Genomic DNA, 25,275 nt, shown 5'->3' on the forward strand with positions numbered 1-25,275 from the left:
GGACGCATGACATCCCCCATGTCCGCGGCAGTGGCCTGGCACAACGAGCGAAACCGGCTTCTCGGCATTGCGTACCGGATGCTTGGCGACTTCGGCCATGCTGAAGATGTGGTCTCGGACGTGGCACTCGACGCTGTGCGCCAGGAACAAAAAGGCACGGCATCCCAGGTGAAGTCCTGGCCGGCCTGGCTGACCACGGTGTGCGTTCGACGGTCCGTTGACCGCGTCCGCACTCTCGCCGCGCGACGCGAAGAGTATCCCGGCCCTTGGCTTCCGGAGCCGGTGGACATTGACCGGCTGCCGGAGGAGACAGTGGCCAACCGCGAGCTGCTCTCCCTGGCCCTGCTGCATCTGGCAGAGCAGCTCACTCCCGAGGCGCGGGCGGCTCTTGTGCTGCACCGCGCCTTCGGGATGTCGGCCCCGGAGATCGGCGAGGTTCTGGAGAAGACCCCTGCGGCCGTGCGGCAGCTTGTGTCACGGGCTGAGCGGCAGTTGGACATCGACCCCGATGCCCCCGCACCCCGTGCCAAGGACCAGGCCGTCCTCTCCAAGCTGGTTCTGGCCATCGAGCAGGGGGACATCGACACCGTGGTGGCCATGCTCGACCGTGACGCTGTCCTCTGGGCGGACGGCGGCGGAAAGGTCAAGAGCGCGCGCAATCCGATCTTTGGGGCAGAGAACATCAGGCGTTTCTTCGTCGGTATCTTCGCGAAGTCACTCGTCGTCGATCCTGCGCGGCCTGTGCGCGCCGAAATCATCACTGTGAACGGCGAGCCCGCACTCGCCTTCTACCACCAGGGCCGCTGCGATGTGCTGGTCCCCGAGTCCGGACCAGACGAGCTGATCCACGGACTGCGCCAAATTTCCAACCCTGACAAGCTCACCCGTGTGTCCTTTGCTGCCTCCTTGGGATCGCCGCTTGCGGAGGAGAAAGACTGACCGTGGAGCGGCTCAGTGGCCTTGGCGTCGGAGGGAGTAGGTCAACTCCACCAGGCCTTCGTCGTAGCTGTTGACATCCACCAACTTGAGCAACGCCGGGTCTTGCCCTGCAGGGAACACTCCGCGGCCGGCGCCTTGCCCAATGGGCATGACCACCAGCCGTACGCCGTCAACTTCTCCTGCGGCGAAGAACGTTTCGCCCAAGGACAGGCTGCCCCACAAGACAATGTCGCCGTCGGTTTCCCGTTTGATGCGGCGGATCGCCTCTACTGCGTCCCCGGATTCAATGGTCGACGGCGGGAAGTCGCCCCACGGGGCGTCCTTCAGTTGGCGTGAGAAAACGTACCGGCGCAGGCTGTTGAGGGCAGGTGCGATAACTTCGCCGTCCGACGCAGGAGTGGGCCAGAACCCGGCGAACATGCGGTAAGTGTTGGCGCCAAGGACCATTGCCTCGATGCTGCCAAGCCACTGCAGCTGAGCGTGATCGAACTCGGCGGTGCCGCCCTGAAGCAGTTCGTACGCTTTGAACTCGTTGTTGGTGTCTGCAGCGAATCCGTCGGCGGTGACAAAATCCTGGACGATCAGTTGTCCCATGAGAAACTCCTCAATCCGGTGATGGCCCGCAGGAGCCTACGCCTGTTGCAACCAACCGGCAATCCTCTTGAGTCGCTTCCTCCGGCGACAGCTCAGGGCACGGCTCAGGAAGCCCGCCAAGTTGTGTCCAGTGCCAGCTGTCCAAGCAGTCATCGTTGTTGCAGAATTGCCACGTCATTGCGTCCCTCAGTCATCGCAGTTGTCTCTTGTGCCCCAAAATAAGAGACATCGACAACCAAAACGTGACGAGGAATTGAAAGTGATCTGCGCCCTACTGGGCTGCGAGGGTAAACGCGTAGATGATGGCTGAAACCAACGCGAAGACCGCGATGCCATACCCGACGGCCAGAGCGGCGAGCGCCAAGCCCCGGCCCCGCTCTGTTCCCTGCTGGATCTGGTTCAGGGCAACATGGCCTGCACCGACAACAAAGACCGCGATGACGGCCATGCCGGACAGAAACAATGCGGCAAGGGCAACCGCGGCCATGGATACTGCCACGATGGCCAGCCGATTGATCGGCTGGACGGCTGTTTCCGTTCGCCCGGCGTGAACGATCTCCGTTGACATGTTCTCTCCCCCATCGGTTTGTGCCCTTGAGTCTAACCCTGCGCTTGCACGAATCCTCGTTGTGGGGCCTACATTGCGCGCTTCGCGTCGGATTTGGGACGCAAAGCAGGCCCCACAACGCAAGGCACCTAGCGGTGTTTGAACTCCGGTTCGCGCTTCTCAGTGAAAGCGGCCATGCCCTCTTTCTGGTCCTCCGTGGCGAAGAGCGAGTGAAACACGCGTCGTTCAAAGAGCACACCTTGGGCAAGCCCCAACTCAAAGGCCGCGTTCACGGCTTCCTTGGCCACCATGGCTACGGGTTTGGACTTGGAAGCAATGATTTCGGCGGCTTTGACAGCTTCGTCGATCACCTCAGCGGCCGGCACCACCCTGGAAACCAGTCCGGCGCGTTCTGCCTCTGCGGCGTCCATGAAACGTCCCGTGAGCACCATGTCCATCGCCTTCGCCTTGCCCACGGCCCGGGTCAGCCGCTGCGAGCCGCCCATTCCCGGGATGACGCCCAGGTTGATTTCCGGCTGGCCGAACTTGGCATTATCACCGGCGATGATGAAGTCGGCCATCATCGCCAGCTCGCAGCCACCACCCAGGGCGAAGCCCGACACGGCAGCAATCACGGGGATACGCAGCCGGGTGAGGTCCTCCCAACCACGGAACCAGTCAGCCGCGTACATTTCCATGTAGCTCTGCGAGGACATTTCCTTGATGTCCGCCCCGGCGGCGAAGGCCTTGGCGGATCCCGTGATTACCACGGCCCCGATCTCCGGGTCGGTGTCCATCGACGAAACAGCGGCCACCAGTTCCTTCATGAGGGCAGTGTTGAGCGCATTCAACGCCGAAGGCCGGTTCAGTGTCACCAAGCCAACACGGCCGCGACGTTCCACCACAATGTTCTCGAACTGCTCCGCCATGCTCTCCCTCTCACGCAACGTCATATACACAGGTAAACCTCTCAGACTGACTTGTCGCGGATCTCGGTGATGATGCCGGAGAAGTCCCTGCCGGCACCCTCCCCTGCCGCAAAAGCATCGTAGATCCGCGACGCCAACGGGCCCATCTCCGCCGCAACACCGGTGCTCTCCAAAGCGTTCACGGCCAGGCGCAGGTCCTTGGCCATCAACGCCCCGGCAAAGCCTGGCTGGTAGTCGCGATTGGCCGGGCTGGTGGGCACAGGCCCTGGGACGGGGCAGTTGGTGGTCAAGGCCCAGCACTGCCCGGAAGCGTTGGACGCGACGTCGAAGAGCGCCTGATGGGTGAGGCCCAGCTTCTCGCCCAGGACAAAGGCCTCAGCAACCGCAATCATGGAAACGCCCAGGATCATGTTGTTGCAGACCTTGGCGGCCTGCCCCGCACCGTGATCGCCACAGTGCACGATCCGCTTGCCCATGAGTTCAAGGATCGGTTTCACCGTCTCGAAGTCCTCGGGCAATGCGCCCACCATGAAGGTCAGCGTGCCGGCTTCAGCACCCACCACACCGCCTGACACGGGAGCATCCACCGAGCGGTGCCCGGCTTCCAGCGCGATCGCGGCGGCTTCGCGGGCCTCATCCACGTTAATGGTTGAGCAGTCCAGGAACATCGTGTTCGGCCCGGCTACTGACAAGAGCCCCGGCCCGTCCACGCCCCGATAGGCGTCCAGCACGTGCTTACCGCTGGGGAGCATGGTCAGCACCACGGAAGCCCTGGTAACAGCGTCCGCGGCGGACGAAGCCATGGGGACACCGTGAGCCCGGGCTGCTTCGACGGCCGCAGGAACGGGGTCATAGCCGATAACTTCGTGCCCTGCTTTGATCAGATTTGCCGCCATCGGGCCGCCCATATGACCGAGGCCGAGGAAAGCGATGAGTCCCGTTGCCGATGCTGCGTTCTCTGTCATGTCGTCTCCTTCGACTCGCTGCTGATGAGAGGTCACTGTGCTTCCACGGCCACGCCGGCCCAACCAGCCAAGCCTGCCAATCCGAGTTCCGCATCCCCGAGCGACGCAAAGTAGCCCTCGACGTCGGACTCGTGCACCTCGGCCAAAGTCGGCGGTTTCCATTGCGGGTTGCGGTCCTTGTCCACCACCTGTGCACGGATGCCTTCACGGAAATCGGGCCCGGCCAGGCATCGCAGCCCCACGCGGTACTCCTGGTCCAGCGCTTCCTCGAGCGAAAGCCCCCGGACCCGCCGCAACGACGCCAAAGTGACTTTCACGGACGTGGGCGACTTGGCCTCAATGGTGTCCGCGGCCTCGACAGCCTCCGGCGAAGAAGAACGCAAACTCCGCACAATTTCCTCCGCATCGTCATGCGCGTACGCGGCGTCGATCCACTCCTGCTGGCCCGCCAGAGCCGAGTCCGGCGCGGCTTGGGCAAAGCGTCCGACGGCGGCATCCGCCGTCGAGCTTTCCAGCGCTTCTGCCAGCGCTGGGAGGCTATCGGACGGGACAAAGTGATCCGCGAGCCCCAGGAACAAGGCATCCGCACCGGACAGGTGCGCGCCGGTCAGCGCCGCGTGGGTTCCCGTCTGCCCGGGCGCGCGAGAGAGCAAAAGGGTGCCGCCGACGTCGGGAACAAAGCCGATGGTGGTCTCCGGCATGCCGGTGCGGGTCCGCTCTGTGACCACCCGCAACGAACCGTGCGCCGAAACACCAACGCCGCCACCAAGCACCAGCCCGTCCATGAATGCCACGTACGGCTTGGGGTAGCGGGCAATGAGAGAGTTCAGCCGGTATTCGTCAGCCCAAAACGAGGCTGTTTCCGTGCCGCCGTGCAGCATGTCCTTGTAGATGGCAACGATGTCGCCGCCTGCACACAGCCCACGATCGCCGGCGCCGCACACCAGGACGGTAGCCACGGCGTCGTCGTCGGCCCAGACAGCCAACTGCTGGAGCATGGCTTTCACCATTCCCGCATTGAGGGCGTTGACTGCCTGGGGTCGGTTGAGCGTCACGATGCCGAGGTGGCCGCGTCGCTCAAAAAGGACGTCGTCTGTTTCCAAAGCCTCCATTAGCTGCCGGCCGGCATCACGAAGCTGGCGCCCTGGCGGATGCCGGAGGGCCACCGCGATGTCACGGTCTTGGTCTTCGTGTAGAAGCGGAAGGCGTCGGCCCCGTGCTGGTTGAGGTCTCCGAAGCCGGAGGCCTTCCAGCCGCCGAACGTGTAGTACGCGATCGGGACGGGAATCGGGACGTTGATACCCACCATGCCCACCTCGACGCGGCTGGCGAAGTCGCGGGCGGAGTCGCCGTCGCGGGTGAAAATTGCGACGCCGTTGCCAAACTCGTGCTCGCTGCAGAGCCTCAGCGCTTCGTCGTAATCAGCCGCGCGGAGGACGCTGAGGACGGGACCGAAGATCTCTTCCTTGTAGATCTTCATGTCCTTGGTGACGTTGTCGAACAGTGTGGGACCAACCCAGAAGCCGCTGTCGTAACCATCCACAGTGAGGCCGCGGCCGTCGGTGACCAGGGTGGCACCTTCGTCCACGCCGGACTGGATGTAGCCCTCAATGCGTTCCTTCGCGGAGGCAGCCACCACGGGACCGAAGTCCGAGTCCTTGTCCAGGCTGTGGCCCACCCGGAGTCCTTTCACGCGTTCCGTCAGCTTGGCCACCAAGGCATCGGCCGTTTCCTGGCCAACGGGAACTGCAACCGAGATCGCCATGCAGCGTTCGCCGGCGGAACCGTATCCGGCGCCAATCAGGGCATCGGCGGCCATGTCGAGGTCTGCGTCGGGCATGATCACCATGTGGTTCTTCGCCCCGCCGAAGCACTGGGCCCGCTTGCCGTGAGCGGCCGCTGTGGCGTAGATGTACTGCGCGATCGGCGTGGAGCCCACAAAGCCGATGGCCTTCACGCGCGGATCTTCGAGCAGTGCATCCACGGCTTCCTTGTCGCCATTGATCACGTTGAAGACGCCGTTGGGCACCCCGGCTTCGCTGTACAGTTCGGCGAGGCGGAGTGGCACGGACGGGTCCCGCTCAGAGGGCTTGAGGATGAACGCGTTACCGGCCGCGAGCGCCGGTCCGGATTTCCACAGCGGGATCATGGCCGGGAAGTTGAAGGGCGTAATTCCGGCGACGACGCCAAGCGGCTGGCGGAGCGAATGGACGTCGATCCCTTGGCCGGCGTTGTCCGAGAACTCACCCTTGAGCAGGTGCGGGGCAGCTGCGGAGAACTCGACCACCTCGATGCCGCGCTGGATGTCGCCTTTGGCATCCGCGAGCGTCTTGCCGTGCTCGGAGGACAGGAGCTTGGCGAGCTCCTCCATGTGCTCGTTGACCAGGTCCACGAACTTGAGCAGGATGCGTCCCCGGCGCTGCGGGTTCATGGCCGCCCATTCGAGCTGGCCCTTTTCAGCGTTCGCGACGGCGTTGCGAACCTCCTCCGCGCTGGCCAACGGAAGCCGTGCCTGCACTTCACCGGTGCAGGGGTCATAGACGTCACTGAACCGACCGGACGTGCCGTCGATTCTCTGGCCGTCTACGTAGTGTGAAAGTTCGCGCACCATGATGGAAATGCTCCTTTGCATCGTGGATGATTGCCGCGCCGCTTGTTCCGGTTAACGGCGGGAACGCCTCAGGTTGTGATCCAGGTCATCTCTGATCCCGAATATACTCGGACTTCCTACTAATTTCCAGAGGGATGTTTCGCAGCGGGTCAGTGGACCTCTTTCAGCCCCTTGTACGCCTCCAACGCATCCTGCCGCGTTGTCTTCAAGTCCACGATCTCCTCCGGATAGTCCGGCGTACCGAACTCGGGAAGCCACCGGGCAATGTACTTGCCCTGGGGATCGAACTTGGTCCGCTGTGCCTCCGGGTTGAAGATCCTGAAGAACGGCGACGCGTCTGCCCCGGATCCGGCCACCCATTGCCAGTTGGCCGGATTGGACGCTGGATCGGCGTCCACCAGCGTGTCCCAGAACCACTGCTCCCCGAGCTGCCAGTGGATGCCGAGGTTCTTCACCAGGAAGCTGGCGGCAACCATGCGAACGCGGTTGTGCATCCACCCCGTGTGCCAGAGTTGCCGTTGCCCGGCGTCGACCATGGGGAAACCGGTTCGGCCCTTTTGCCAGGCACGGAGTTCTTCAAGTGCAGTTTCGTGGCCAGGATGTTTGCTGTTACTGCCGTCGCTGCCCGGCCATGCCCACGGGAAGCGGTCAAATTCGGTGCGCAGGTTGGCTGTGGCCAGTTGCGGGTTGTGGAAATACTGGTGCCAGCAGAACTCACGCCAGCCCAGCTCGGAAGCGTAAATGCTGACGCTTTCCGAGCCTTTGGACCCCAGAGCGTGCCACACCTCGAAAGGGCTGAGCTCTCCCCATCGCAGGTATGGTGACAGGCAACTGCTGCCATCCGTGTCCGGACGATTCCGGCCCTCGCTGTAGTTGGCAAGGCCGTCCGCCACGAACGTGGCAAGCCGCTTGTGTCCGGCAGCTGCACCTGGCGTCCACATCTCCGCCAGCCCCGCGGACCAGTCGGGCTTGGTGGGCAGGAGGTGCCAGGACGCCAGGTCATCATAGGCGGGAAGTTCGCCTTCAAAGCCGTGGCCCTTTGCGGGCACCGCCAACGGTTCACGGAAATCCTGCGCTGAAACGGTCCGCCAGAACGGCGTGAAAACTTTGTACTGGCCACCCGTCTTGGTGGTCACTTCCCACGGCTCGTGAAGCAGCGAGGCCTGAAAACTTGAGACGTGCACACCTGACTCACGCGCCCAAGCCTTGATCCCGGCGTCGACCGTTCGCTCGGCAGAGCCGTAACGGCGGTTCCAGTAGAGCGCGCCGGCCCCGATCGCCGTCGTCGTTTTCCGGACGATGTCCAAGGCCCCGCCGCGGCGCAGCAACAGCGGCACTCCAAGTGCGGCGAGTTCCTCACGGAGCGCCGTCAAGGAATGATGCAGCCACCAGCGGGCGGCGCCACCCAAGGGCCGGATGCCTGGCGATTCTTCATCCAGGACGTAGAGGGCAACCGCGGCGCCGTCGTCCACGGCTGCACGCAAGGCCGGGTTGTCCCTGACCCGGAGGTCATCACGGAACCATACGATCGATGGCTTCACCAAGTACCCACTTCCGAGTTTGTGTCCAGCTGTTGACCCCAAGAAGGCATCCTAAAGGCTCCAGCTGTACACAAACTCCGGACGCGTCAGCCGAACTCCGGGCGGGTCAGCCGAAGGACGGAACGGGGTCGTCGTCTGAATCGGACCAGGCAGGCATGTCCGATTCCGTCAGGATGGGCACACTGTTGACGATATAGTCCCTGGCAGCAGGACCAACCATCCGCAAACCGGGGTACATCCTCAGGCCTTTGTGCTTGGTGTGCTTCAATCCATGACGATCAAGGGCGGTTCGGAACGCGTCGTCCGGGATGGGCACCTTGCGGCCAAGGACGCACCAACTGATGTACAGGCCGTAGATGGTCTCAAGATCCAAGCCTTGGTCGGTGTCGTCTTCGAGCACCACGCAGTCTTGAAGGAAACTCTGGATTTGGGCGTCGGTCATAGCGGGCCTCCGGGGGCGGAAGAAACAGGTCCGCCGGGCTGCATCAGCGTGTGATCCTGTCCCTATGATAGACCCCCTGTACTCCGGAGTAACCGGGAAACAGATTAACTCTGTGTTGCCGGCAGCCAATGCCCCCTCTGCCGAAGCGCGGGCCCAAACCCAGGCCGCAGGCAACCGGCCGCAGGCTCTGGTGCCATCCTCAAGTTCGGCGTAGCTTCGGATACAGCCACACACCCCGGAAACCATGTCCCCTCAGCTGGATGAGTAATCCGGGCGTGATGATTGGAGGCAAGAAGTGGCTGGATGGAACGCAGACACCGCCGCTGGCCCCCTTGGCTCCGGCACCGTAACACTCGTTGAAGGCTCCGCTTTCTGCATCTCTGCAGCCAACGGAGATATTCGGCCTGACCTGCCGCAAGGCGTCTTCCACTTGGATACCCGCATCCTGTCCCGTTGGGAGTTGACCATCAACGGCCAGCCCGTCGAACCCCTGGCGGCAGAAACCAAGGAGCCGTACCGGGCTCTCTTCGCAGGCCGCGTGCCACGATCAGGTGGCTACGCTGACAGTCCCCTGCTGGTTGAGCGACTCCGCGAAGTCGGTGCCGGCATCCTCGAGGAAATCACCATCCGAAACTACTCCAAACAACCGGCCGAGTGCAGCATCACGCTGGCTGTGGAGGCCGACTTTGCGGATCTCTTTGAAGTGAAGGAAGCCCGGATCACCCGCGAATGGAAAGAAACGCGACGCATGGAGGGGGACTCGCTGGAAATCCGGGGGCAATGGGAAGGCGTAAGGAAAAGTGTGATGATCCGCGCCGAAGGAGCTGGTGTCGGAGCCAAGGCCTTGGGTTTCAGGACGAGCATTCCGCCCTACGGGCAATGGAGCACCCGTGTCAGCGTGATGCCCGCCGCCAATGGGGCCTTGGCGCCGTTCGCCCACCCGGCGCGCGGGGAAATGTCGCCGAGCGACCGGCGTCGGCAGGAGTGGGTGGACAAGATCCCCGTCCTGCACATGGGCAATCGATCCATCGAGCGGACCTTGCGGCGCAGCTACGAGGACCTCGGCGCCCTCAGGATCCAGGATCCGGACCATCCGGACAGGGTGGTGGTGGCCGCCGGCGCTCCTTGGTTCATGACACTGTTCGGCCGCGACTCACTCTGGGCATCCGAGATGGCCCTGCCCGTCGATCCCTCCCTCGCCCTGGGGACGCTCCGTACGTTAGCCGACCGCCAGGGAACAGTAGTGGATCCGGCCAGCGAGGAAGAACCCGGCAAGATCCTGCATGAGGTAAGGCTCGACGTCTCCAGTGGCCTCGCTCTCGGCGGAAAGTCCACGTACTACGGCAGCGTTGATGCAACGCCGCTCTTCGTTATTGTCCTGGGATCGATCAGCCGCTGGGGCTTCTCCAAGGACACCATCTCCGCCCTCCTGCCCAACGCCGACCGCGCCCTTGAGTGGATCCGCGACTACGGCGACCGGGACGGCGACGGCTTTGTGGAGTACGGTCGCCCCAATGTGCACGGGCTCATCAACCAAGGATGGAAGGACTCTTGGGACGGCATCAACTTTGCCGATGGCACACTCGCGGAACCGCCTCTGGCGCTGTGCGAAGTCCAGGCGTACGTGCACGGCGCGTATACAGCCCGGGCTTGGATGGCCTACGACGACGGCGACCTCACCTTGGCTGCGGAGCTTCAGGAGCGCGCGGATCGCCTCAAACAGAAGTTCAACGAAGACTTTTGGCTTCCGAACAAGGGCTATTACGCCGTCGCGCTGGACCGCGACAAACGGCCTGTGGACGCATGCGCCTCGAACATGGGCCACTGTTTGTGGTTTGGCTTGGTGGATGAGGATAAAGCCCCCTCTGTGGTGGAGCACCTGATGTCTCCCGAAATGTTCAGCGGATGGGGAGTCCGGACGCTGGCCAGCAACATGGGCGCCTACAACCCGGCGAGCTATCACAATGGATCGGTCTGGCCGCATGACAACGCCCTGATTGTCCAGGGACTGCTGCGGTACGGATTTGTGGAAGAAGCACAAAGGATTGCCACAGCCCTGCTGGAAGCCGCCGAGTTTTCGGGCGGACGCCTTCCAGAACTCTTCTGCGGCTTCGACCGGAAACAGTTCAACGAACCGGTTCCCTATCCAACCGCCTGCTCACCCCAAGCATGGGCTGCCACCACCCCCATACAACTGGTCACGGGCCTCATGCGCTATGACGCCCACATTTCGTTGGGCGGCGTCTGGCTGGACCCCGTTCTACCGGAGTCCTACGGTGAGCTGCACATCAGCAACGCCCCAATGGGAAGTGGACGTGTCACCATCGACATCTCCGGCTCGGACTCCACGGTCCAAGGCCTGCCGGATGGGCTGACGTTCCACCACGCGCAGCGGCCGTGGCTCACAGAACTGTTGGAACAGGCGCACCTGGAGAAGCCGGAAAAGTAAAAAGCCCGGAAGAGCGCCTTCCCAGGCACTCTTCCGGGTTCCTACGCATCAATGACCAAATCGGTCTGTGCGGTGGAGCAGCAAGGCAGGAACTTGCCTGCATCGATTTCCCGTGCCCGGATCCCGCCCTGGTGGTTCATCTCGACCTCCCCGGAAAGCTTGACCACCTTGCAGGAGCCACACATGCCTTCCTTGCAGTTCGCGCCGATCCTGACCCCCGCACGCTGGGCCACCCCGAGGATATGCTCGGTGGGGTCAATCCGCACATTGAGGCCCGTGCGCATGAAGGACAGGGTAAGGCTTCCCGTTCCCACGGTGTCGAAGCTCGAGGCATCAGGCGAATCGGCCTCCGGCGCCGTGCCCGAACCGCCGTCGGGGTCTTCAGAACCGGGTGCGTCGGGGTCGACCGTTTCCAGCGGCAGCCCCGTGGCCTTCAGAGTTCCCTCGGCGTCATAGCCAGGCTCGTAGAGTCCGAACGCGGTGGGCTGGCTTTCGAAGTAGTCCTCCGCGGAATCCGCGATTTCCTCTGCGATTTCCTCGGCGATGTCCGCTGCATGCGCGAGCTCCGCCTGGTATTCAAGGAGCGTCTGGCGATCTCCAGAGAAGAATTCCATGTAGATGGAGGTGTCGTCGACGCCCACCTTCCCCAGGAGCTCGGTGGCGGTGTTCAGGTAACCCTCGGGACCGCAGGCATAGACCTGGCGACCGTTGGCATCGGGGGCCACCTCTTCGAGCATGGCTGCGGTCAGTCGCCCGCTGAGCCCTTCCCACCCTTCAGGTTTGCTGCGGTCGCCCAAGGAGTAGAAGACCTTGACGCGCGAGTCCACGGAGGCGATGTAGGCCAGCTCCTTGTGGAAAGCAAAGCCTCCGGCCTCAGATCCGTGATAAAGCACCACAACATCGGCCTGTCCCGGCAGGGAGTGGATGGTCCGAACCATCGACATGATGGGGGTGATCCCTGCGCCGGCGGCCAGCAAGAGGTACCGTGCCCTGCGGTCGGCGTCGGGCAGGTGGAATGCCCCGACCGGTCCCAGCATCTCGAGCACCGTGCCGGGTTTGACATTCTCATGCACCCACGGTGAGACGAGCCCAGTGGGGTCGCATTTAACGGTGATGTTGAAGGTCCATGGCTCTGTGGGCGAACTGGACAGCGAGTAGCTGCGGTCCGCCGGATCCTGGTCCTCGCCGTTCACTGGAAAGGCGACGTTCACGTACTGGCCCGCACGGAACGCCAGGGGCGCACCGTCGCAGCGGCGGAACACGAAAGTCATCATGCCGCCCGCCTCGGGAACGGTCTCGACACATTCGGCCATGAACTCCTGCGGATGCCAAGGGCCCAATGCACGGGCAGCGCCGGCAGGACCCTCGGTGCTGCCCATCACCCTGTTCCACGGCATCTCAAGACCGCGAATGCGCTGAGGTTCCTGAATTGCCGTCTTTGTGAGGAGTTCGATCATGCCAAGTGCTCCTGCACACGCTGGACGTACCAGTTGATGAACGCCTCCACCTGGTATTCGCTCTTCATGTACGGGCCGGGCTCGTAGGCGGGGCTGCCGGCGCCCTTCTGGCACAGCTCAACGAACGCCTTGTCCTGCAGATTGGTCTGCTTCCAGGTGTAGGTGAGTTTGTCCAGATCGTAGTCGACACCCTCCACGGCGTCGTCAGCCACCAGCCAGGTGGTGCGAACCAGTGACTGGTGTTCGTTGATGGGGAAGACGCCGAACGTGATGACGTGGTCCCCCAGGAAGTGGAACCAGCTGTTGGGCTGCAGGTGCATGGAGCAGCGGCCAAGACGGAAGTCCGGCAAGTCGCCGAGCAGCTTCTTGGAGAGCCTGCGCCCATCGGGCGAGAACGATTCGCCCTCACCGTCGAGCGGTTCCCGGGAGATGCGGATTCCCGCAATGCGGGTGTCAAGCTCCTCCACCACCTCATAGGGGAGACCGTAGCGGCGGCAACGCTCCTCAAGGGAGGACTCTGCTTCCTTGTTGCGGTCCCACACTTCCTCGAGGTGGGCCGGGATCAGCCCTTCCGTCAGGCCCCAGGTGGGGAAGAGGGAACAGGCCAGCTCCGGGTGGCCGTCGCAGTGGTAGCACTCACGGTTGTTCTCCATGACGAGCTTCCAGTTGCCCTCCTCGATGATGTTCTGCTGGTAGGCGATTTTCGTCTTCGAGAGATCGTGGGGCGCGAGGTAAGGCTCGAAAATCTTGGAGGTTTCGTCGAAATCCGCCGGCGGTTCGTCCGCAACGCAGACGAAGATGAGTCCGGCGACCACGCGGCTGTGAGCGCGCTTGAGGCCGAAGCAGCTCTTGTCGAACTTGGTTTCCCCTGGTGCCGAGGCGTGGATCAAATCGCCGTTGGGAGAGTAAGTCCAGGAGTGATAGCCGCACACCAGGTTTCCCGTTGACCCCGCGGCTTCGGTCAGGACGCGGGCGCCGCGGTGACGGCACACGTTGTGCAGGACGTTAACATCGCCGTCGTCGTTGCGCAGCACGATCAGGGAGTAGGGCCCGTAATCGACCGTGACGTAGTCTCCCGGTTCCGGCAGCTCGGCCACGCTGGCGGCAAAGATCCAGTGCTGGCCAAAAATGGCTTCCATGTCGATCTTGAAAATCGTCGGATCTGTGTAGAAGGGGGCATCGAGGGAGTAGCCCGTGCGCCGGAACTCGAACAACCCGGCGATTTCCGCCAGCTGCTCAGCAGGCAACGATGAGGCGAATTTTCCGCGTGATTTGAGGGGCAAGTTCACTGGAGCAGTCATGGGTTTCCTCCCGGGAGGCTGGGTGAGTGTGCATTTTGTGGGGACCGCAGGTGCATCGTCGCGACCGGCGTTATCGAAGTCTTCGTAGTATGAGATTAGGGACGATTGATCTGCAACAAAAGCGCAATATTTAGAAGATAACCATGCACAATAGGTGCATGATCGATGCAAGGCTCATCACACTTCGAGTGTTTGCGCGGTGCGGCACCATAAGCGCAACCGCGGAGCTCACAGGCTACTCTCCTTCCGCCGTCTCTTCGCAATTGCGGGAGCTCCAGCGCGTACTGGGAATGCAACTGCTGACGAAGGACGGCCGGGGTGTGCGTCTGACCGCCACAGGCCGCTTTCTCGTGGCAGGCTCGGACACCCTCATTGCCGACTGGGAGAGCCTGCGCGCCGCAGCCATGGAGGCCGGCGACCAGGTGCAGTCCCGTTTTGGCCTCGGCGGATTCTCGACGGCGGCCGCCCAGTTGCTCGCGCCGCTGGCGGCCACCCTGCGCTCGACACGCCCCCAGCTGGAGGTGCAGGTACTCGAAGCCAACCCGGCCCGCTGCTTCGATTTGTTGGTTGCCGAGCGAATCGACCTCGCCGTCATCGTCGCCATGCAGTCCGAAACATATGGTGAGGACGATCCGCGCTTCGAGCAGACCGTTCTACTCGACGATCCCCTGGATGTGATCATTCCGGCTGACCATCCGTTGGCATCGCGGGAAACAGTGACGCTCGAAGAGCTGGCATCGGAGCCGTGGATCACCGAGGCCGCCGGCTCCACCTACCACGCCCTCTTCACCGCGGCATTCACGGCAGTCGGGGTGACACCGCGGATTGCCCATGAGGCCGTTGAATGGGAGACCCAAATCGCGTTCGTGGGTGCGGGGCTGGGCGTGGGCCTGCTGCCGCGACTCGCTCCCCTGCATAGTGCCGAAAACGTGGTTCGACTGCGCATTACGGGCAAGGGGAAGCCCACTCGCCGTATTGTCGCTGCGGTGCGCAGGGGCAGCATCGCATCGCCCCTGATCCAGGAGTCACTCGGCATCCTGCAGATCAGCGCGAATCGGATCCTCGCCGCCCGGCCTGAAGACGATCTCTGAGAAGCGCAAGTATCGGCGGGAAGGCGCGGGCGGCCCCAGCAGCGTGGCGCGGGCGGCCACAGCTCCGTGGCGATGGTGGCTCCAGGAACCCTGGCGGGTCTGACTCAGGAGGCGCTCAGGCCCAGACCTGGTAGCCGGTCGACTTATCGAACAACCTCCTGGTGGAAGGGCCTGCGGCGGCGATCCACAGCACGGAGTCGTCGTCCGATGCCTGCTCCACCACCCCGGTGAGAACGTGGTCATCCGAGAGCCACACCTCAACCGTGTGGCCCGTCAACATCGCCCAATCCTCCCGCAAGCCGCGGCCATCCACGGTCTTCAACGGCTTCATGTCCAACGCTTAGCCCTACCAGCCGCGTTCTGCGAGGCGGTGTGGCTGGGGGATGTCGTCGACGTTGATGCCGACCATGGCTTCGCCCAGGCCGCGGGAGACCTTGGCGATCACGTCGGGGTCGTCGTAGTAAGCAGTGGCCTTCACTACGGCGGCGGCGCGCTCTGCCGGGTTGCCGGACTTGAAGATCCCGGAACCGACGAACACGCCGTCGGCGCCGAGCTGCATCATCATCGCAGCATCAGCCGGGGTCGCGATGCCACCGGCGGTGAAGAGGACCACCGGGAGCTTACCGGTGGCGGCAACTTCCTTGACCAGTTCGTACGGGGCCTGCAGCTCCTTGGCCGCAACGTACAGCTCGTCCTCCGGAAGAGCCGAAAGCTTGGCGATCTCGGCACGGATCTGGCGCATGTGCCCGGTGGCGTTGGAAACATCACCGGTACCGGCCTCGCCCTTGGAACGGATCATCGCCGCGCCCTCGTTGATACGGCGCAGCGCCTCGCCAAGGTTCGTGGCGCCACAGACGAAGGGAACGGTGAAGTTCCACTTGTCGATGTGGTTGATGTAGTCGGCCGGGGTCAGGACCTCGGACTCGTCGATGTAGTCAACACCGAGGGACTGCAGGACCTGGGCTTCAACGAAGTGGCCGATCCTAGCTTTGGCCATGACCGGGATGGACACGGCGGCGATGATTGCATCGATCATGTCGGGATCGGACATCCGGGACACGCCGCCCTGGGCGCGGATATCGGCCGGGACGCGCTCGAGCGCCATGACGGCGACGGCACCGGCGTCTTCGGCGATGCGGGCCTGCTCGACGTTAACGACGTCCATGATGACGCCGCCCTTGAGCATCTCCGCCATGCCCCGCTTAACGCGGCTGCTGCCCGTGAGCGGAATGTGTTCGAAAAGGAGGGGTCTGTTAAACACGCGATACTCCAAGGGCTGAAGGCTGTGACTGCATCACAAGCGCCCGGACCGAACGCTGGCCAGATGCCGATGCCGCCTGATATCCGGGTGATATATTAGTGGGAAGTCCAGTATGCAACCGGTCAACCAGAGAGTCAACAGCCCGGAATGCGCAGGGCAGCCCTATGCCGCGAAGAGCGCCTGGCGCACAGCGCGCTCGAAGCCGCTGACGTGGACGCGGGCAAGTTCAGCAGCTTCTTCTTCATCCCCGTCGATGACGGCCCGCAGGAGGTCCAGGTGCTCGCGCACGTGATGCTCAAGATCCGGGAGCCGGTCCAGCACCATGCACCAGATGCGCGTGGCCAGATTGTCGTAGCGAATCAGCACGTCTTCCAGGTGCGGATTCGCAGCCGCCGCATAGATTCCCTGGTGAACGCTGGCGTCGAGCCTCAGTGTTTCAACCACCGACGCGGCGCTGACATCAAAGTCCTCCACCGCACGCATAACGTCCCGCAGGTGTTCCCGGGTGGCAGCCGAGGCAACCCGTGCTGCGCGTGCGGCGGCGAGGGGTTCCAATTGGGCCCGAATCTCGGAAATAAAAGCCAGATCGGTAACTTCCACGCGAGTGGCAAACGTCCCCCGCCGCGGGTAAGTAATCACGAGCCGGTCCAGCTCCAGCCGCTTCAGGGCCTCGCGCACTGGAGTGCGTCCGATCTCCAGGTCCTTGGCGAGCTGGTCATCATTAAGGAGGTCGCCGGGCTTGATTTCCAGCATCAGCAGCCGGTCGCGCAGCCGCTCGTAGGCGATGTCAGCCAAAGATTTCCTGGCGGCATCGCCGACGGTTGCAAGAGTTCCAAAAGCCACAGCGCCAGCCCCTTCTTCAAAACCGAAAAATCTATTGACCTGCCTCGGACACCAGTATACGCTGATTCCCATCGTAATATATCAGTTCAGGACACAAGAATATATCTAAAGGAGGCGACATGACCCTCATGGCGACAGATTCCCCCGTAAGCACCCTGCCGAAGCCGGAATTGCTCAAAGACGAGCAAGCCCAGAAATTCGTACTCACATTGTCGTGCGTCGAACGGGCCGGAATCGTTCAGGCAGTCACTACCTTCCTGTTTGAGCGTGGCTTCAACATCGAAGAACACCAGCAGTTCGACGACGGCCTCCGCCAGACGCTGCACCTGCGAACCGCTTTTTCCGGCCCGCTGTCCTACTCACCGGCCCGGCTCGAAGAGGAATTCAGTGCGATTGCTGACCGCTTCGAAATGAAGTTCAGCTTCCACGACCAAACCAAGAAGCGGGTCCTGGTGATGGTGTCCAAGTTCGGGCACTGCCTCAACGACCTCATCTTCCGTTGGCGGGGCGGCAGCCTGGGCGGCGACCTGGTGGTGGTTGCTTCCAACCACGAAACCCACCGGGCCATGGCTGAGGCCGCGGGCCTGCCGTTCGTCTACATTCCCGTCACCCCGGACACGAAGGCCGACGCTGAGCAACGCCTCCTGGACCTGGTGGAGGAATACAACGTAGACCTCGTGGTGCTGGCCCGGTACATGCAGGTCCTTTCGGATGACTTGTGCCGCGCACTGGAAGGGCGCGCCATCAACATCCACCACTCGTTCCTGCCCGGCTTCAAGGGCGCCCGCCCGTACCACCAGGCCTATGACCGCGGTGTGAAGCTCGTTGGTGCCACCGCCCACTACGTGACAGCAGATCTGGACGAGGGACCGATCATCGAGCAGGAAGTCATCCGCGTCGATCACAGCTACGGCCCCACCACACTCTCAACAGTGGGCCAGGATGCCGAAGCCCTGGCATTGTCCCGCGCTGTCAGGTGGCACTGTGAACACCGCGTCCTGCTGGACCAGACCAGCACAGTAGTTTTCCGCTAAGCCACCCGCCGTACCAGCCCACACACGAACTTCTGCAGGAGAATCTTCCATGGCATCCACGCCTCGTATTGTCATCATTGGAGCCGGGATTGTCGGCACCAACCTCGCCGATGAACTGGTCACCCGCGGGTGGAACAACATCACCGTCCTGGACCAAGGACCGCTCAACATGCCCGGTGGCTCGACGTCCCACGCCCCGGGCCTGGTCTTCCAGACCAACCCGTCAAAGTCCATGGCACTTTTCGCCAAGTACACGGTGGAGAAGCTGCTGTCCCTGACCGAGGACGGCCAAAGCTGCTTCAACCAAGTGGGCGGCCTCGAGGTGGCCACTACGGAGACCCGCCTGGCTGACCTGAAGCGCAAGCTCGGCTACGCACAGTCGTGGGGCATCGACGGCAAGATCCTTACCCGCGACGAGTGCAAGGAGCTCTACCCGCTCATCAACGAGGAAGACATCCTGGGTGGCCTCCACGTGCCCACCGACGGCCTGGCCTTGGCCGCCCGCGCCGTCCAGTTGCTCATCAAGCGCACCGAAGCTGCAGGCGTGAAGTACATCGGCAACACCGAGGTGACCGGAATCGAGCAGTCAAACCGTCGCGTCACCGGCGTCGAGACCGCTGGCGGCGTCATTCCCGCAGACATCGTGGTTTCCTGCGCCGGCTTCTGGGGCGCCAAGATCGGCGAGATGATCGGGATGTCCGTTCCGCTCCTCCCACTGGCACACCAGTACGTGAAGACCACGCCCGTGCCTGCGCAGCAGGGCAAGAACGAGCTGCCCAATGGCGCTTCCCTGCCCATCCTGCGCCACCAGGACCAGGACCTCTACTACCGCGAGCACGGCGAGCGCTACGGCATCGGGTCCTACGCGCACCGGCCCATGCCCGTGGACCTTGATGAGCTCGGCACGTACGCGCCGGAAAGCATCAGCGAACACAACATGCCCTCCCGCCTGGACTTCACCTTGGAAGACTTCCTCCCGGCTTGGGAAGCCACCAAGCAGCTGCTGCCGGCCCTCCGCGAAAGCGAAATCGAGGATGGCTTCAATGGCATTTTCTCCTTCACCCCGGACGGCGGCTCGCTGGTTGGCGAATCAAAGGAAGTGGACGGCTTCTTCGTGGCCGAAGCCGTGTGGGTCACCCACTCCGCCGGCATCGCCCGCGCCGTTGCCGAACTGCTGACCACCGGCAAGTCCCAGATCGATCTGGGTGACTGCGACATCCACCGCTTCGAAGAAGTCCAGCTGACGCCCGAGTATGTCAGCGAGACCTCCCAGCAGAACTTCGTGGAAATCTACGATGTCCTGCACCCGCTCCAGCCCAAGCTTTCTCCCCGCAACCTTCGCGTCAGCCCCTTCCACGCCCGCCACAAGCAGCTGGGCGGTTACTTCCTGGAAGGTGCCGGTTGGGAACGCCCCTACTGGTTCGAAGCAAACGCCGAACTGCTCAAGGAAATGCCGGACGACTGGCAGCCGCCGGCCCGCGACGCCTGGTCCGGAATGTTCAGCTCTCCGATCGCCGCGGCAGAAGCATGGAAGACCCGCACAGCAGTTGCCATGTACGACATGACACCGCTGAAGCGCCTCGAGGTCTCCGGCCCCGGCGCCCTGAAGCTGCTGCAGGAATTGACCACCGGAGACCTGTCCAAGAAGCCGGGCGCCGTCACCTACACCTTGCTTCTGGACCACGCCGGCGGCATCCGAAGCGACATCACCGTGGCACGCCTCAGCGAGGACCTGTTCCAGCTGGGCGCCAACGGCAACATCGACACCGCCTACTTCGAGCGTGCCGCCCGCCACCAGACAGAAAACGGCACGGCCAGCGATTGGGTGCAGGTCCGCGACACCACGGGTGGCACCTGCTGCATCGGTTTGTGGGGCCCGCTGGCACGTGACCTCATCAGCACGGTCAGCAACGATGACTTCTCCAACGACGGCCTGAAGTACTTCCGTTCCAAGAAGGTCACCATCGGCGGCGTCACCGTCACCGCAATGCGGCTGTCCTACGTGGGCGAACTCGGCTGGGAGCTCTACACCAGCGCAGACAACGGTCAGCGTTTGTGGGACGCCCTGTGGAAAGCCGGCCAGCCGTTCGGCGTCATCGCAGCAGGACGCGCGGCCTTCAGCTCACTGCGCCTCGAAAAGGGCTACCGTTCCTGGGGCACGGACATGACCACCGAACACGACCCTTACGAGTCGGGCCTTGGCTTCGCCGTGAAGATGACCAAGGAGAACTTCGTCGGCAAGGCCGCCCTGGAAGGACGCAGCGAGGAAAGCTCCGCCCGCCGCTTGCGCTGCTTGACGGTCGACGACGGCAGGAGCCTGGTGCTGGGCAAGGAACCGGTGTTCTACAAGGACCAGGCGGTGGGTTACGTCACCAGCGCAGCGTACGGCTACACGGTCCGCAAGCCCATTGCCTACGCTTACCTGCCGGCCGCTGTTTCACTGGGTGATTCCGTGGAAATCGAGTACTTCGGCCGCCGCATCCAGGCCACCGTCACCGAAGATCCGCTGTACGACCCCACCATGAGCCGGCTCCGCGGCTAACACCCGGCGCAGCGGCCCAGGGCATGCGGCCCGGGCCCTCCCCCCTCGCAAGCGACAGGGTCCGGGCCGCTGCTTTCCTCAGTTCTGCAGTTCAGCCCTCTTCTTCAGTTCAGCCCTCTTCTTCAGTTCAGCCAGGACGGCACATGATCAGCTCAGAAACCATCAATGATTACCTCTCCAGGCTTGCCTCACGTCAGCCCACTCCAGGCGGCGGTGCGGCGGCGGCGCTGCACGCAGCCCAAGGTGCCGCCTTGGTTGCCATGGTTGCCAGATACACCACCGGCACAAAGTTTGAGCAGCACGCTGCACTCGTCGCACGGATCACCAGCGCTGCCGACCACCTGATCGTGGAAGCAATGCGCCTCGCCGACGCCGACGAACATGCCTTCCAGGCAGTCATCGACTCCTACAAGTTCCCGTCGGGCACGGACGAACTCAAAAGTGCGCGCACAGCGGCAATCCAGGACGCCCTGATTCAGGCCGCCCACACCCCGGCGCAGCTCATCAAGGTTGCTGGGGAAGTAGTGGACCTGGCCACCGAACTCTTTGACGTGGCCAACCCCAATGTCATCAGCGACGTCGCCGCGGCAGCAGATGCCGCCCGCGCTGCCGCCACAACAGCCCGCGTCAACATCGACATCAACGTCGTCGCCATCAAAGACAACGCCGCCCGCTCCCGCCTGGCCGAACAGACGGACGGACTCGAGGACAAGGTGGTCCTCGCAGCTGATTTCCTGGTGAAGCGCGTCCGCGAAAGGATCCTCGCGTGAAGACCGAAGTGCTCGGGAACACCAAACTGCTCTCCGGCAAGGGGCTCGCTGGTCTCATCCAGCAACGGGCCCGGGAAGAAACCCGCGCCCTGGAAAACAGCGGACGTCATCCTGTCCTGGCCGTGGTGGTGGCCACAGACGACGAGTCAACGCACTGGTACGTCCGTTCCATTGAACGTGCGGCCGAACGCTTGGGTATGGGCTGCCGGATCGTCGATCTTGGACCCGATGCCACTGAACAAGTACTGGCAAGCGTTCTGACAGATTTGAGCACCGAACCGTCCGTCAACGGAATCATCCTCCAGACGCCCCTGCCCGTGGGCGTGAAGGCTGACGATTTGGTGGGCCTCATAGCTCCGGAAAAGGACATCGACGGCGCCAATCCGCTGAGCCTCGGCCGCCTGGCTGTGGGACAGCCCGCCTTCGCACCCGCTACTGCGCGGGCCGTGGTGGAACTGCTGGATCACTTCCAGATCCCGGTCGCGGGACAGAACGTGGCCGTCGTCGGGCGTTCCGCCGTGGTGGGTAAGCCGCTGTCGCTGCTCCTCCTCGAAAAGGACGCGACCGTCACTATCTGCCATTCCAAGTCAGGACCGCTGGAGCGCTATACCCAGCGAGCCGACGTCGTGGTTGTTGCCGCCGGCCGGACCGGACTGCTCAAAGGCAGCCACATCTCGCCCCAGACGGTAGTGATCGACGTCGGCACGAACGTCCTGCCCGACGGTTCCCTGGTGGGAGACGTTGATGAAGCCAGTGTCACGGGCGTCGCGGCCGGCCTGAGTCCTGTTCCAGGCGGCGTCGGGTCAGTGACGACGGCGCTGTTGCTGCTGCACACCGTGGAGGCTGCACGGCAGCAGTCCCCAACCACGCTGCTGACTGCTTCCATTTCCCGGATCTGAAGGGTTTCCCATGGCTACCAAAGCCCCGCGCGAGAACATCGACGAGTCAAAGCTGACCGTCACCAAACCCAAAACCAAGGCCGTGGGCATCCCGGCTGTTGCCAACGCGCTGAAGATCTCGCTGGAACAGATGGGACCGGTGCGCAGCGTTCAGACCCTCCTGGCGGTGAATCAGCTCGACGGGTTCGACTGCATGGGTTGCGCCTGGCCTGAGCACGAAAAGCGCAACGCTGCAGAGTTCTGCGAGAACGGCGCCAAAGCAGTGGCCGAGGAAGCTACCCGTCGCCGCGTCACGCCGGAATTCTTTGCCCAGCACTCCGTTGCCCAACTCAAGACCCGCGATGACTTCTGGCTGGGCCAGCAAGGCCGGCTCACGCACCCGATGTTCCTCGATGTTGGGGCCACCCACTACAAACCCATCGACTGGGACGACGCCTATGACCTCATGGCTGAAGAGCTGCGGGCCATGGAACACCCGGATGAATCGGTCTTCTACACTTCTGGCCGGACCTCCAATGAAGCCGCATTCGTGTACCAGCTCTTGGTGCGGGGAATTGGTACCAACAACCTCCCGGACTGCTCCAACATGTGCCATGAATCCTCCGGCTCCGCGCTGGTGGAAACCATCGGCATCGGCAAGGGTTCTGTCAGCCTGACAGATCTGGAGACGGCATCGCTGATCTTCGTAGCGGGACAGAATCCCGGTACCAACCACCCGCGCATGCTCAGCGCTTTGGAAAAGGCGAAGAAGAACGGCGCGATCATCGTGTCCGTCAATCCCCTTCCTGAAGCCGGGCTCCTGCACTTCGAAAACCCGCAGCATGTAGCCGGCATGATTCAAGGGACCCAGCTGACGGACGACTTCCTGCAGATCCGCGCCGGCGGCGATCAGGCCCTTTTCCAGGGCCTGGGCAAATACCTGCTTGAAGCAGAAGCTGCGGGCCGGAACACCCCAGGCCTGCAGACCGTCCTGGACCACGCGTTCATCAATGACCACACGGTCGGCATCGACGACTACCTGCGTTTCCTTGAAAAGGTGGAGTGGGCTGACATTGTGGAAGCGACTGGGCTGACCCTGGAGCAGATCCATTCGACCGGTGAACGGCTCCTCGCTTCCAACGCCACGATTGTTTGCTGGGCCATGGGGCTGACCCAGCACAAACATTCCGTGCCTACCCTCCGCGACGTAGTCAATGTCCTGCTCCTTCAGGGCAACATTGGCAAGCCCGGCGCTGGCGTTTGCCCCGTGCGCGGCCACTCGAACGTCCAGGGCGACCGGACCATGGGCATCTTCGAAAAGATGCCGGAGACGTTCCACGACCGCTTGGACCAGGAATTCGAGTTCCGGTCACCCCGGGAGCACGGCTATGACACCGTGGCCGCCATCCGCGCCATGCGGGACGGGAAAGTCCGCTTCTTCATGGGGATGGGAGGCAACTTCGTGCGGGCTGCCCCCGATTCAGAGGTCACCGAGCAGGCGCTGGCCAACACGCGCTTGACCGTCCAGATCTCCACCAAACTGAACCACTCACACCTTTCCACTGGTCGCCGGGCCTTGATTTTGCCCACCCTCGGACGCACCGAGAAGGACACCCAGCGGACCGGTGACCAGAGGGTCACAGTGGAAGATTCCATGAGCGCCGTCCACGCATCACGGGGACGCCTCAAACCCGCAAGTGAACACCTCCACTCCGAAGTAGCCATCGTGTGCAATCTTGCGCACAGGCTCTTTACCGATGGCCACCATCGCCTGCCCAACACCCCCCAGGCTTCCTGGCTCTCCCTGCGGGATGATTACTCGCTGATCCGGAAGCACATCGGGGCAGTCTTTGATGGCTTCGAGGACTTTGAGGAGCGGATCCAACATCCGGGCGGCTTTGTGCTCCCACATCCACCGCGCGATGCCAGAAAGTTCGACACCGCATCCGGGAAGGCACACTTCACGGGCAACGAGCTGGAGTTCATCAAGATCCCACCTGGCCGCCTGGTCCTTCAGACCCTGCGTTCGCATGACCAGTACAACACCACCATCTACGGCAAGGACGATCGCTACCGTGGCATTCACGGTGGCCGTCGCGTAGTGCTCATCAACGCCGAAGACATCAACGAGCTGGGCTTCGCCGACGGGGACATGGTCCATCTGATCTCCGAGTTCCAAGGAACGGACAGACGGGCCGAGAACTTCCGTCTCGTCTCGTATTCGACGCCGAAGGGTTGCGCGGCCGCCTACTACCCGGAAACCAACGTCCTGGTGCCTCTCGATTCCGTGGCGGATACCAGCGGAACGCCTACCTCAAAGTCCGTGATCATCCGGCTGGAGAGGGCCTGAAAAACTCTGGACACCACGTGACTCACGTCATAGTATGTAACTGATATATCTTTCCTGTTGCGGCAAAGATATCAGGGCGACCGAAGGTGCCCAGGCCCTTCGCCGGGGCAGCTTGCCCGACGGCCCCGCCCAGACCGACCAGTTCATGAAGACATCAATCAACGGAGAAACAATGTCTGATATCACCCAAGTCCAAGCAGATGCAGTACTTGCCGCAGCCCACAATGCCGCCCGGGAAACCGACACCGCAATGAACATCGCTGTGGTGGACGCCGGCGGCAACCTCAAGGCCTTCACCCGCATGGACGGGGCGTGGCTCGGAAGCATCGACATTTCCGTCAAGAAGGCCCGCACCGCCCGGCTCTTCGACATGCCCACGGGCGCGATCGGCGGTCTTTCGCAGCCGGGTGGACCGCTCTACAACATCGAGGTCTCCAACGGCGGACTCATTACCTTCCCAGGCGGCATTCCACTGCGCGCCGAAGACGGCACCGTGATCGGCGCAATCGGCGTCAGCGGCAGCACAGTGGAAAACGACCATACGGTAGCGTCCGCAGGCGCTGCAGTACAGCTTCAGGGCGCAGCCCGGCTCTGATGGTGGTGGGGCTCCCAGCGCAGCCCGACCACAAGAGAAAGCTGTCCACTTGTCCGTGACTGGTGCTTCGGTGGCCTGAAACCTGGGGAGGTATTCCTCATCGAAGCACCGCTCTCGGGCAAGTGGACAGTGTTCA

General features: G+C 62.9%; 22 protein-coding genes. 9 read left to right on the forward strand and 13 right to left on the reverse strand.

Translation table 11 applies throughout. From position 1 onward, the window contains the following. Nucleotides 1–6 precede the first annotated feature (6 nt). Complete coding sequence (locus tag ACIQC5_RS08640; protein WP_400280503.1) at nt 7–939, forward strand: sigma-70 family RNA polymerase sigma factor; 933 nt, start codon at nt 7–9, stop codon at nt 937–939. Between the two features lie 12 nt (nt 940–951). On the opposite strand, the gene ACIQC5_RS08645 is transcribed toward ACIQC5_RS08640, so the two are convergent. The 8 genes from ACIQC5_RS08645 to ACIQC5_RS08680 form a co-directional block, all read right to left on the reverse strand. Further along, entirely contained in the window at nt 952–1,533 is a 582-nt protein-coding gene (locus ACIQC5_RS08645) for a dihydrofolate reductase family protein (protein WP_400280505.1), read from the reverse strand. Between the two features lie 271 nt (nt 1,534–1,804). Next, entirely contained in the window at nt 1,805–2,101 is a 297-nt protein-coding gene (locus ACIQC5_RS08650; RefSeq protein ID WP_400280507.1) for a hypothetical protein, read from the reverse strand. A 128-nt stretch (nt 2,102–2,229) separates the two neighbouring features. Beyond that, nucleotides 2,230–3,009 carry an enoyl-CoA hydratase gene (locus ACIQC5_RS08655; protein ID WP_400280509.1) on the reverse strand — a complete coding sequence of 260 codons (780 nt, stop codon included), beginning with the start codon at nt 3,007–3,009 and terminating at the stop codon, nt 2,230–2,232. A 41-nt stretch (nt 3,010–3,050) separates the two neighbouring features. Continuing rightward, nucleotides 3,051–3,974 carry a 3-hydroxyisobutyrate dehydrogenase gene (gene mmsB, locus ACIQC5_RS08660; RefSeq protein ID WP_400280511.1) on the reverse strand — a complete coding sequence of 308 codons (924 nt, stop codon included), beginning with the start codon at nt 3,972–3,974 and terminating at the stop codon, nt 3,051–3,053. Between the two features lie 32 nt (nt 3,975–4,006). Beyond that, on the reverse strand, nt 4,007–5,086 hold the full coding sequence (locus tag ACIQC5_RS08665; RefSeq protein WP_400280513.1) for an enoyl-CoA hydratase/isomerase family protein: 1,080 nt from the start codon (nt 5,084–5,086) through the stop codon (nt 4,007–4,009). After that, the gene (locus ACIQC5_RS08670; protein ID WP_400280515.1) at nt 5,086–6,585 is read right to left on the reverse strand and encodes a CoA-acylating methylmalonate-semialdehyde dehydrogenase; all 1,500 of its coding nucleotides are present in this window, start codon (nt 6,583–6,585) and stop codon (nt 5,086–5,088) included. Before ACIQC5_RS08670 ends, ACIQC5_RS08665 begins: the two co-directional genes overlap by 1 nt. 149 nt (nt 6,586–6,734) lie before the next feature. After that, a complete protein-coding gene (locus tag ACIQC5_RS08675; protein WP_400280517.1) occupies nt 6,735–8,126 on the reverse strand; it encodes a cryptochrome/photolyase family protein in 1,392 nt (463 codons plus the stop codon). A gap of 106 nt (nt 8,127–8,232) precedes the next feature. Beyond that, nucleotides 8,233–8,568: a hypothetical protein gene (locus tag ACIQC5_RS08680; RefSeq protein ID WP_400280519.1), complete on the reverse strand. Its 336-nt coding sequence runs from the start codon at nt 8,566–8,568 to the stop codon at nt 8,233–8,235. Nucleotides 8,569–8,863: 295 nt separating this feature from the next. On the opposite strand from ACIQC5_RS08680, the gene ACIQC5_RS08685 reads away from it, so the two are divergent. Further along, nucleotides 8,864–11,017 (forward strand): glycogen debranching N-terminal domain-containing protein, encoded by a 2,154-nt coding sequence (locus ACIQC5_RS08685; RefSeq protein WP_400280521.1) that lies wholly within the window; start codon nt 8,864–8,866, stop codon nt 11,015–11,017. A gap of 41 nt (nt 11,018–11,058) precedes the next feature. Here the strand turns inward: ACIQC5_RS08685 and ACIQC5_RS08690 are convergent, their stop codons facing one another. Both ACIQC5_RS08690 and ACIQC5_RS08695 read right to left on the reverse strand, forming a co-directional pair. Continuing rightward, complete coding sequence (locus ACIQC5_RS08690) at nt 11,059–12,474, reverse strand: ferredoxin reductase (RefSeq protein ID WP_400280523.1); 1,416 nt, start codon at nt 12,472–12,474, stop codon at nt 11,059–11,061. Further along, a complete protein-coding gene (locus ACIQC5_RS08695; RefSeq protein WP_400280525.1) occupies nt 12,471–13,775 on the reverse strand; it encodes an SRPBCC family protein in 1,305 nt (434 codons plus the stop codon). The genes ACIQC5_RS08690 and ACIQC5_RS08695 overlap by 4 nt, the downstream gene beginning before the upstream one ends. A 158-nt stretch (nt 13,776–13,933) precedes the next feature. Between ACIQC5_RS08695 and ACIQC5_RS08700 the strand changes: the two genes are divergently transcribed. Next, nucleotides 13,934–14,866 carry a LysR family transcriptional regulator gene (locus ACIQC5_RS08700; RefSeq protein WP_400280527.1) on the forward strand — a complete coding sequence of 311 codons (933 nt, stop codon included), beginning with the start codon at nt 13,934–13,936 and terminating at the stop codon, nt 14,864–14,866. A 115-nt stretch (nt 14,867–14,981) separates the two neighbouring features. On the opposite strand, the gene ACIQC5_RS08705 is transcribed toward ACIQC5_RS08700, so the two are convergent. The 3 genes from ACIQC5_RS08705 to ACIQC5_RS08715 form a co-directional block, all read right to left on the reverse strand. Continuing rightward, nucleotides 14,982–15,197, reverse strand: a complete 216-nt coding sequence (locus tag ACIQC5_RS08705) for a hypothetical protein (protein WP_400280529.1) — start codon at nt 15,195–15,197, stop codon at nt 14,982–14,984. A 15-nt stretch (nt 15,198–15,212) separates the two neighbouring features. Then, nucleotides 15,213–16,127, reverse strand: a complete 915-nt coding sequence (pdxS, locus tag ACIQC5_RS08710) for a pyridoxal 5'-phosphate synthase lyase subunit PdxS (RefSeq protein WP_400280531.1) — start codon at nt 16,125–16,127, stop codon at nt 15,213–15,215. A 162-nt stretch (nt 16,128–16,289) separates the two neighbouring features. Continuing rightward, a complete protein-coding gene (locus tag ACIQC5_RS08715; RefSeq protein ID WP_400280533.1) occupies nt 16,290–16,970 on the reverse strand; it encodes a GntR family transcriptional regulator in 681 nt (226 codons plus the stop codon). Nucleotides 16,971–17,089: 119 nt separating this feature from the next. Here ACIQC5_RS08715 and purU point away from each other — a divergent pair, with 119 nt between their 5' ends. The 6 genes from purU to ACIQC5_RS08745 all read left to right on the forward strand — a co-directional run bounded on the left by purU (nt 17,090) and on the right by ACIQC5_RS08745 (nt 25,139). Continuing rightward, entirely contained in the window at nt 17,090–18,004 is a 915-nt protein-coding gene (gene purU, locus ACIQC5_RS08720; RefSeq protein ID WP_400280535.1) for a formyltetrahydrofolate deformylase, read from the forward strand. 49 nt (nt 18,005–18,053) lie between these two features. Next, nucleotides 18,054–20,546, forward strand: coding sequence for an FAD-dependent oxidoreductase (locus ACIQC5_RS08725; protein WP_400280537.1), 2,493 nt, complete (start codon nt 18,054–18,056; stop codon nt 20,544–20,546). Nucleotides 20,547–20,689: 143 nt separating this feature from the next. Continuing rightward, the gene (locus ACIQC5_RS08730) at nt 20,690–21,316 is read left to right on the forward strand and encodes a cyclodeaminase/cyclohydrolase family protein (protein ID WP_400280539.1); all 627 of its coding nucleotides are present in this window, start codon (nt 20,690–20,692) and stop codon (nt 21,314–21,316) included. Beyond that, nucleotides 21,313–22,215, forward strand: a complete 903-nt coding sequence (locus tag ACIQC5_RS08735) for a bifunctional 5,10-methylenetetrahydrofolate dehydrogenase/5,10-methenyltetrahydrofolate cyclohydrolase (protein ID WP_400280541.1) — start codon at nt 21,313–21,315, stop codon at nt 22,213–22,215. Before ACIQC5_RS08730 ends, ACIQC5_RS08735 begins: the two co-directional genes overlap by 4 nt. A 10-nt stretch (nt 22,216–22,225) precedes the next feature. Then, nucleotides 22,226–24,544, forward strand: a complete 2,319-nt coding sequence (locus ACIQC5_RS08740) for an FdhF/YdeP family oxidoreductase (protein WP_400280543.1) — start codon at nt 22,226–22,228, stop codon at nt 24,542–24,544. A gap of 172 nt (nt 24,545–24,716) precedes the next feature. After that, a complete protein-coding gene (locus tag ACIQC5_RS08745; RefSeq protein WP_400280545.1) occupies nt 24,717–25,139 on the forward strand; it encodes a heme-binding protein in 423 nt (140 codons plus the stop codon). Nucleotides 25,140–25,275 lie beyond the last annotated feature (136 nt).

This window comes from Paenarthrobacter sp. NPDC092416 (assembly GCF_044755025.1).
Lineage (GTDB): Bacteria > Actinomycetota > Actinomycetes > Actinomycetales > Micrococcaceae > Arthrobacter.

Coding starts and splice junctions, on each gene's coding strand:
- ACIQC5_RS08745 (WP_400280545.1), top strand. CDS start 24,717: ATGTCTGATATCACCCAAGTCCAAGCAGATGCAGTACTTGCCGCAGCC.
- purU (WP_400280535.1), top strand. CDS start 17,090: ATGACCCTCATGGCGACAGATTCCCCCGTAAGCACCCTGCCGAAGCCG.
- ACIQC5_RS08650 (WP_400280507.1), bottom strand. CDS start 2,101: ATGTCAACGGAGATCGTTCACGCCGGGCGAACGGAAACAGCCGTCCAG.
- ACIQC5_RS08690 (WP_400280523.1), bottom strand. CDS start 12,474: ATGATCGAACTCCTCACAAAGACGGCAATTCAGGAACCTCAGCGCATT.
- ACIQC5_RS08645 (WP_400280505.1), bottom strand. CDS start 1,533: ATGGGACAACTGATCGTCCAGGATTTTGTCACCGCCGACGGATTCGCT.
- ACIQC5_RS08665 (WP_400280513.1), bottom strand. CDS start 5,086: ATGGAGGCTTTGGAAACAGACGACGTCCTTTTTGAGCGACGCGGCCAC.
- ACIQC5_RS08640 (WP_400280503.1), top strand. CDS start 7: ATGACATCCCCCATGTCCGCGGCAGTGGCCTGGCACAACGAGCGAAAC.
- ACIQC5_RS08705 (WP_400280529.1), bottom strand. CDS start 15,197: ATGAAGCCGTTGAAGACCGTGGATGGCCGCGGCTTGCGGGAGGATTGG.
- ACIQC5_RS08740 (WP_400280543.1), top strand. CDS start 22,226: ATGGCTACCAAAGCCCCGCGCGAGAACATCGACGAGTCAAAGCTGACC.
- ACIQC5_RS08695 (WP_400280525.1), bottom strand. CDS start 13,775: ATGACTGCTCCAGTGAACTTGCCCCTCAAATCACGCGGAAAATTCGCC.
- mmsB (WP_400280511.1), bottom strand. CDS start 3,974: ATGACAGAGAACGCAGCATCGGCAACGGGACTCATCGCTTTCCTCGGC.
- ACIQC5_RS08730 (WP_400280539.1), top strand. CDS start 20,690: ATGATCAGCTCAGAAACCATCAATGATTACCTCTCCAGGCTTGCCTCA.
- ACIQC5_RS08655 (WP_400280509.1), bottom strand. CDS start 3,009: ATGGCGGAGCAGTTCGAGAACATTGTGGTGGAACGTCGCGGCCGTGTT.
- ACIQC5_RS08700 (WP_400280527.1), top strand. CDS start 13,934: ATGATCGATGCAAGGCTCATCACACTTCGAGTGTTTGCGCGGTGCGGC.
- ACIQC5_RS08680 (WP_400280519.1), bottom strand. CDS start 8,568: ATGACCGACGCCCAAATCCAGAGTTTCCTTCAAGACTGCGTGGTGCTC.
- ACIQC5_RS08670 (WP_400280515.1), bottom strand. CDS start 6,585: ATGGTGCGCGAACTTTCACACTACGTAGACGGCCAGAGAATCGACGGC.
- ACIQC5_RS08725 (WP_400280537.1), top strand. CDS start 18,054: ATGGCATCCACGCCTCGTATTGTCATCATTGGAGCCGGGATTGTCGGC.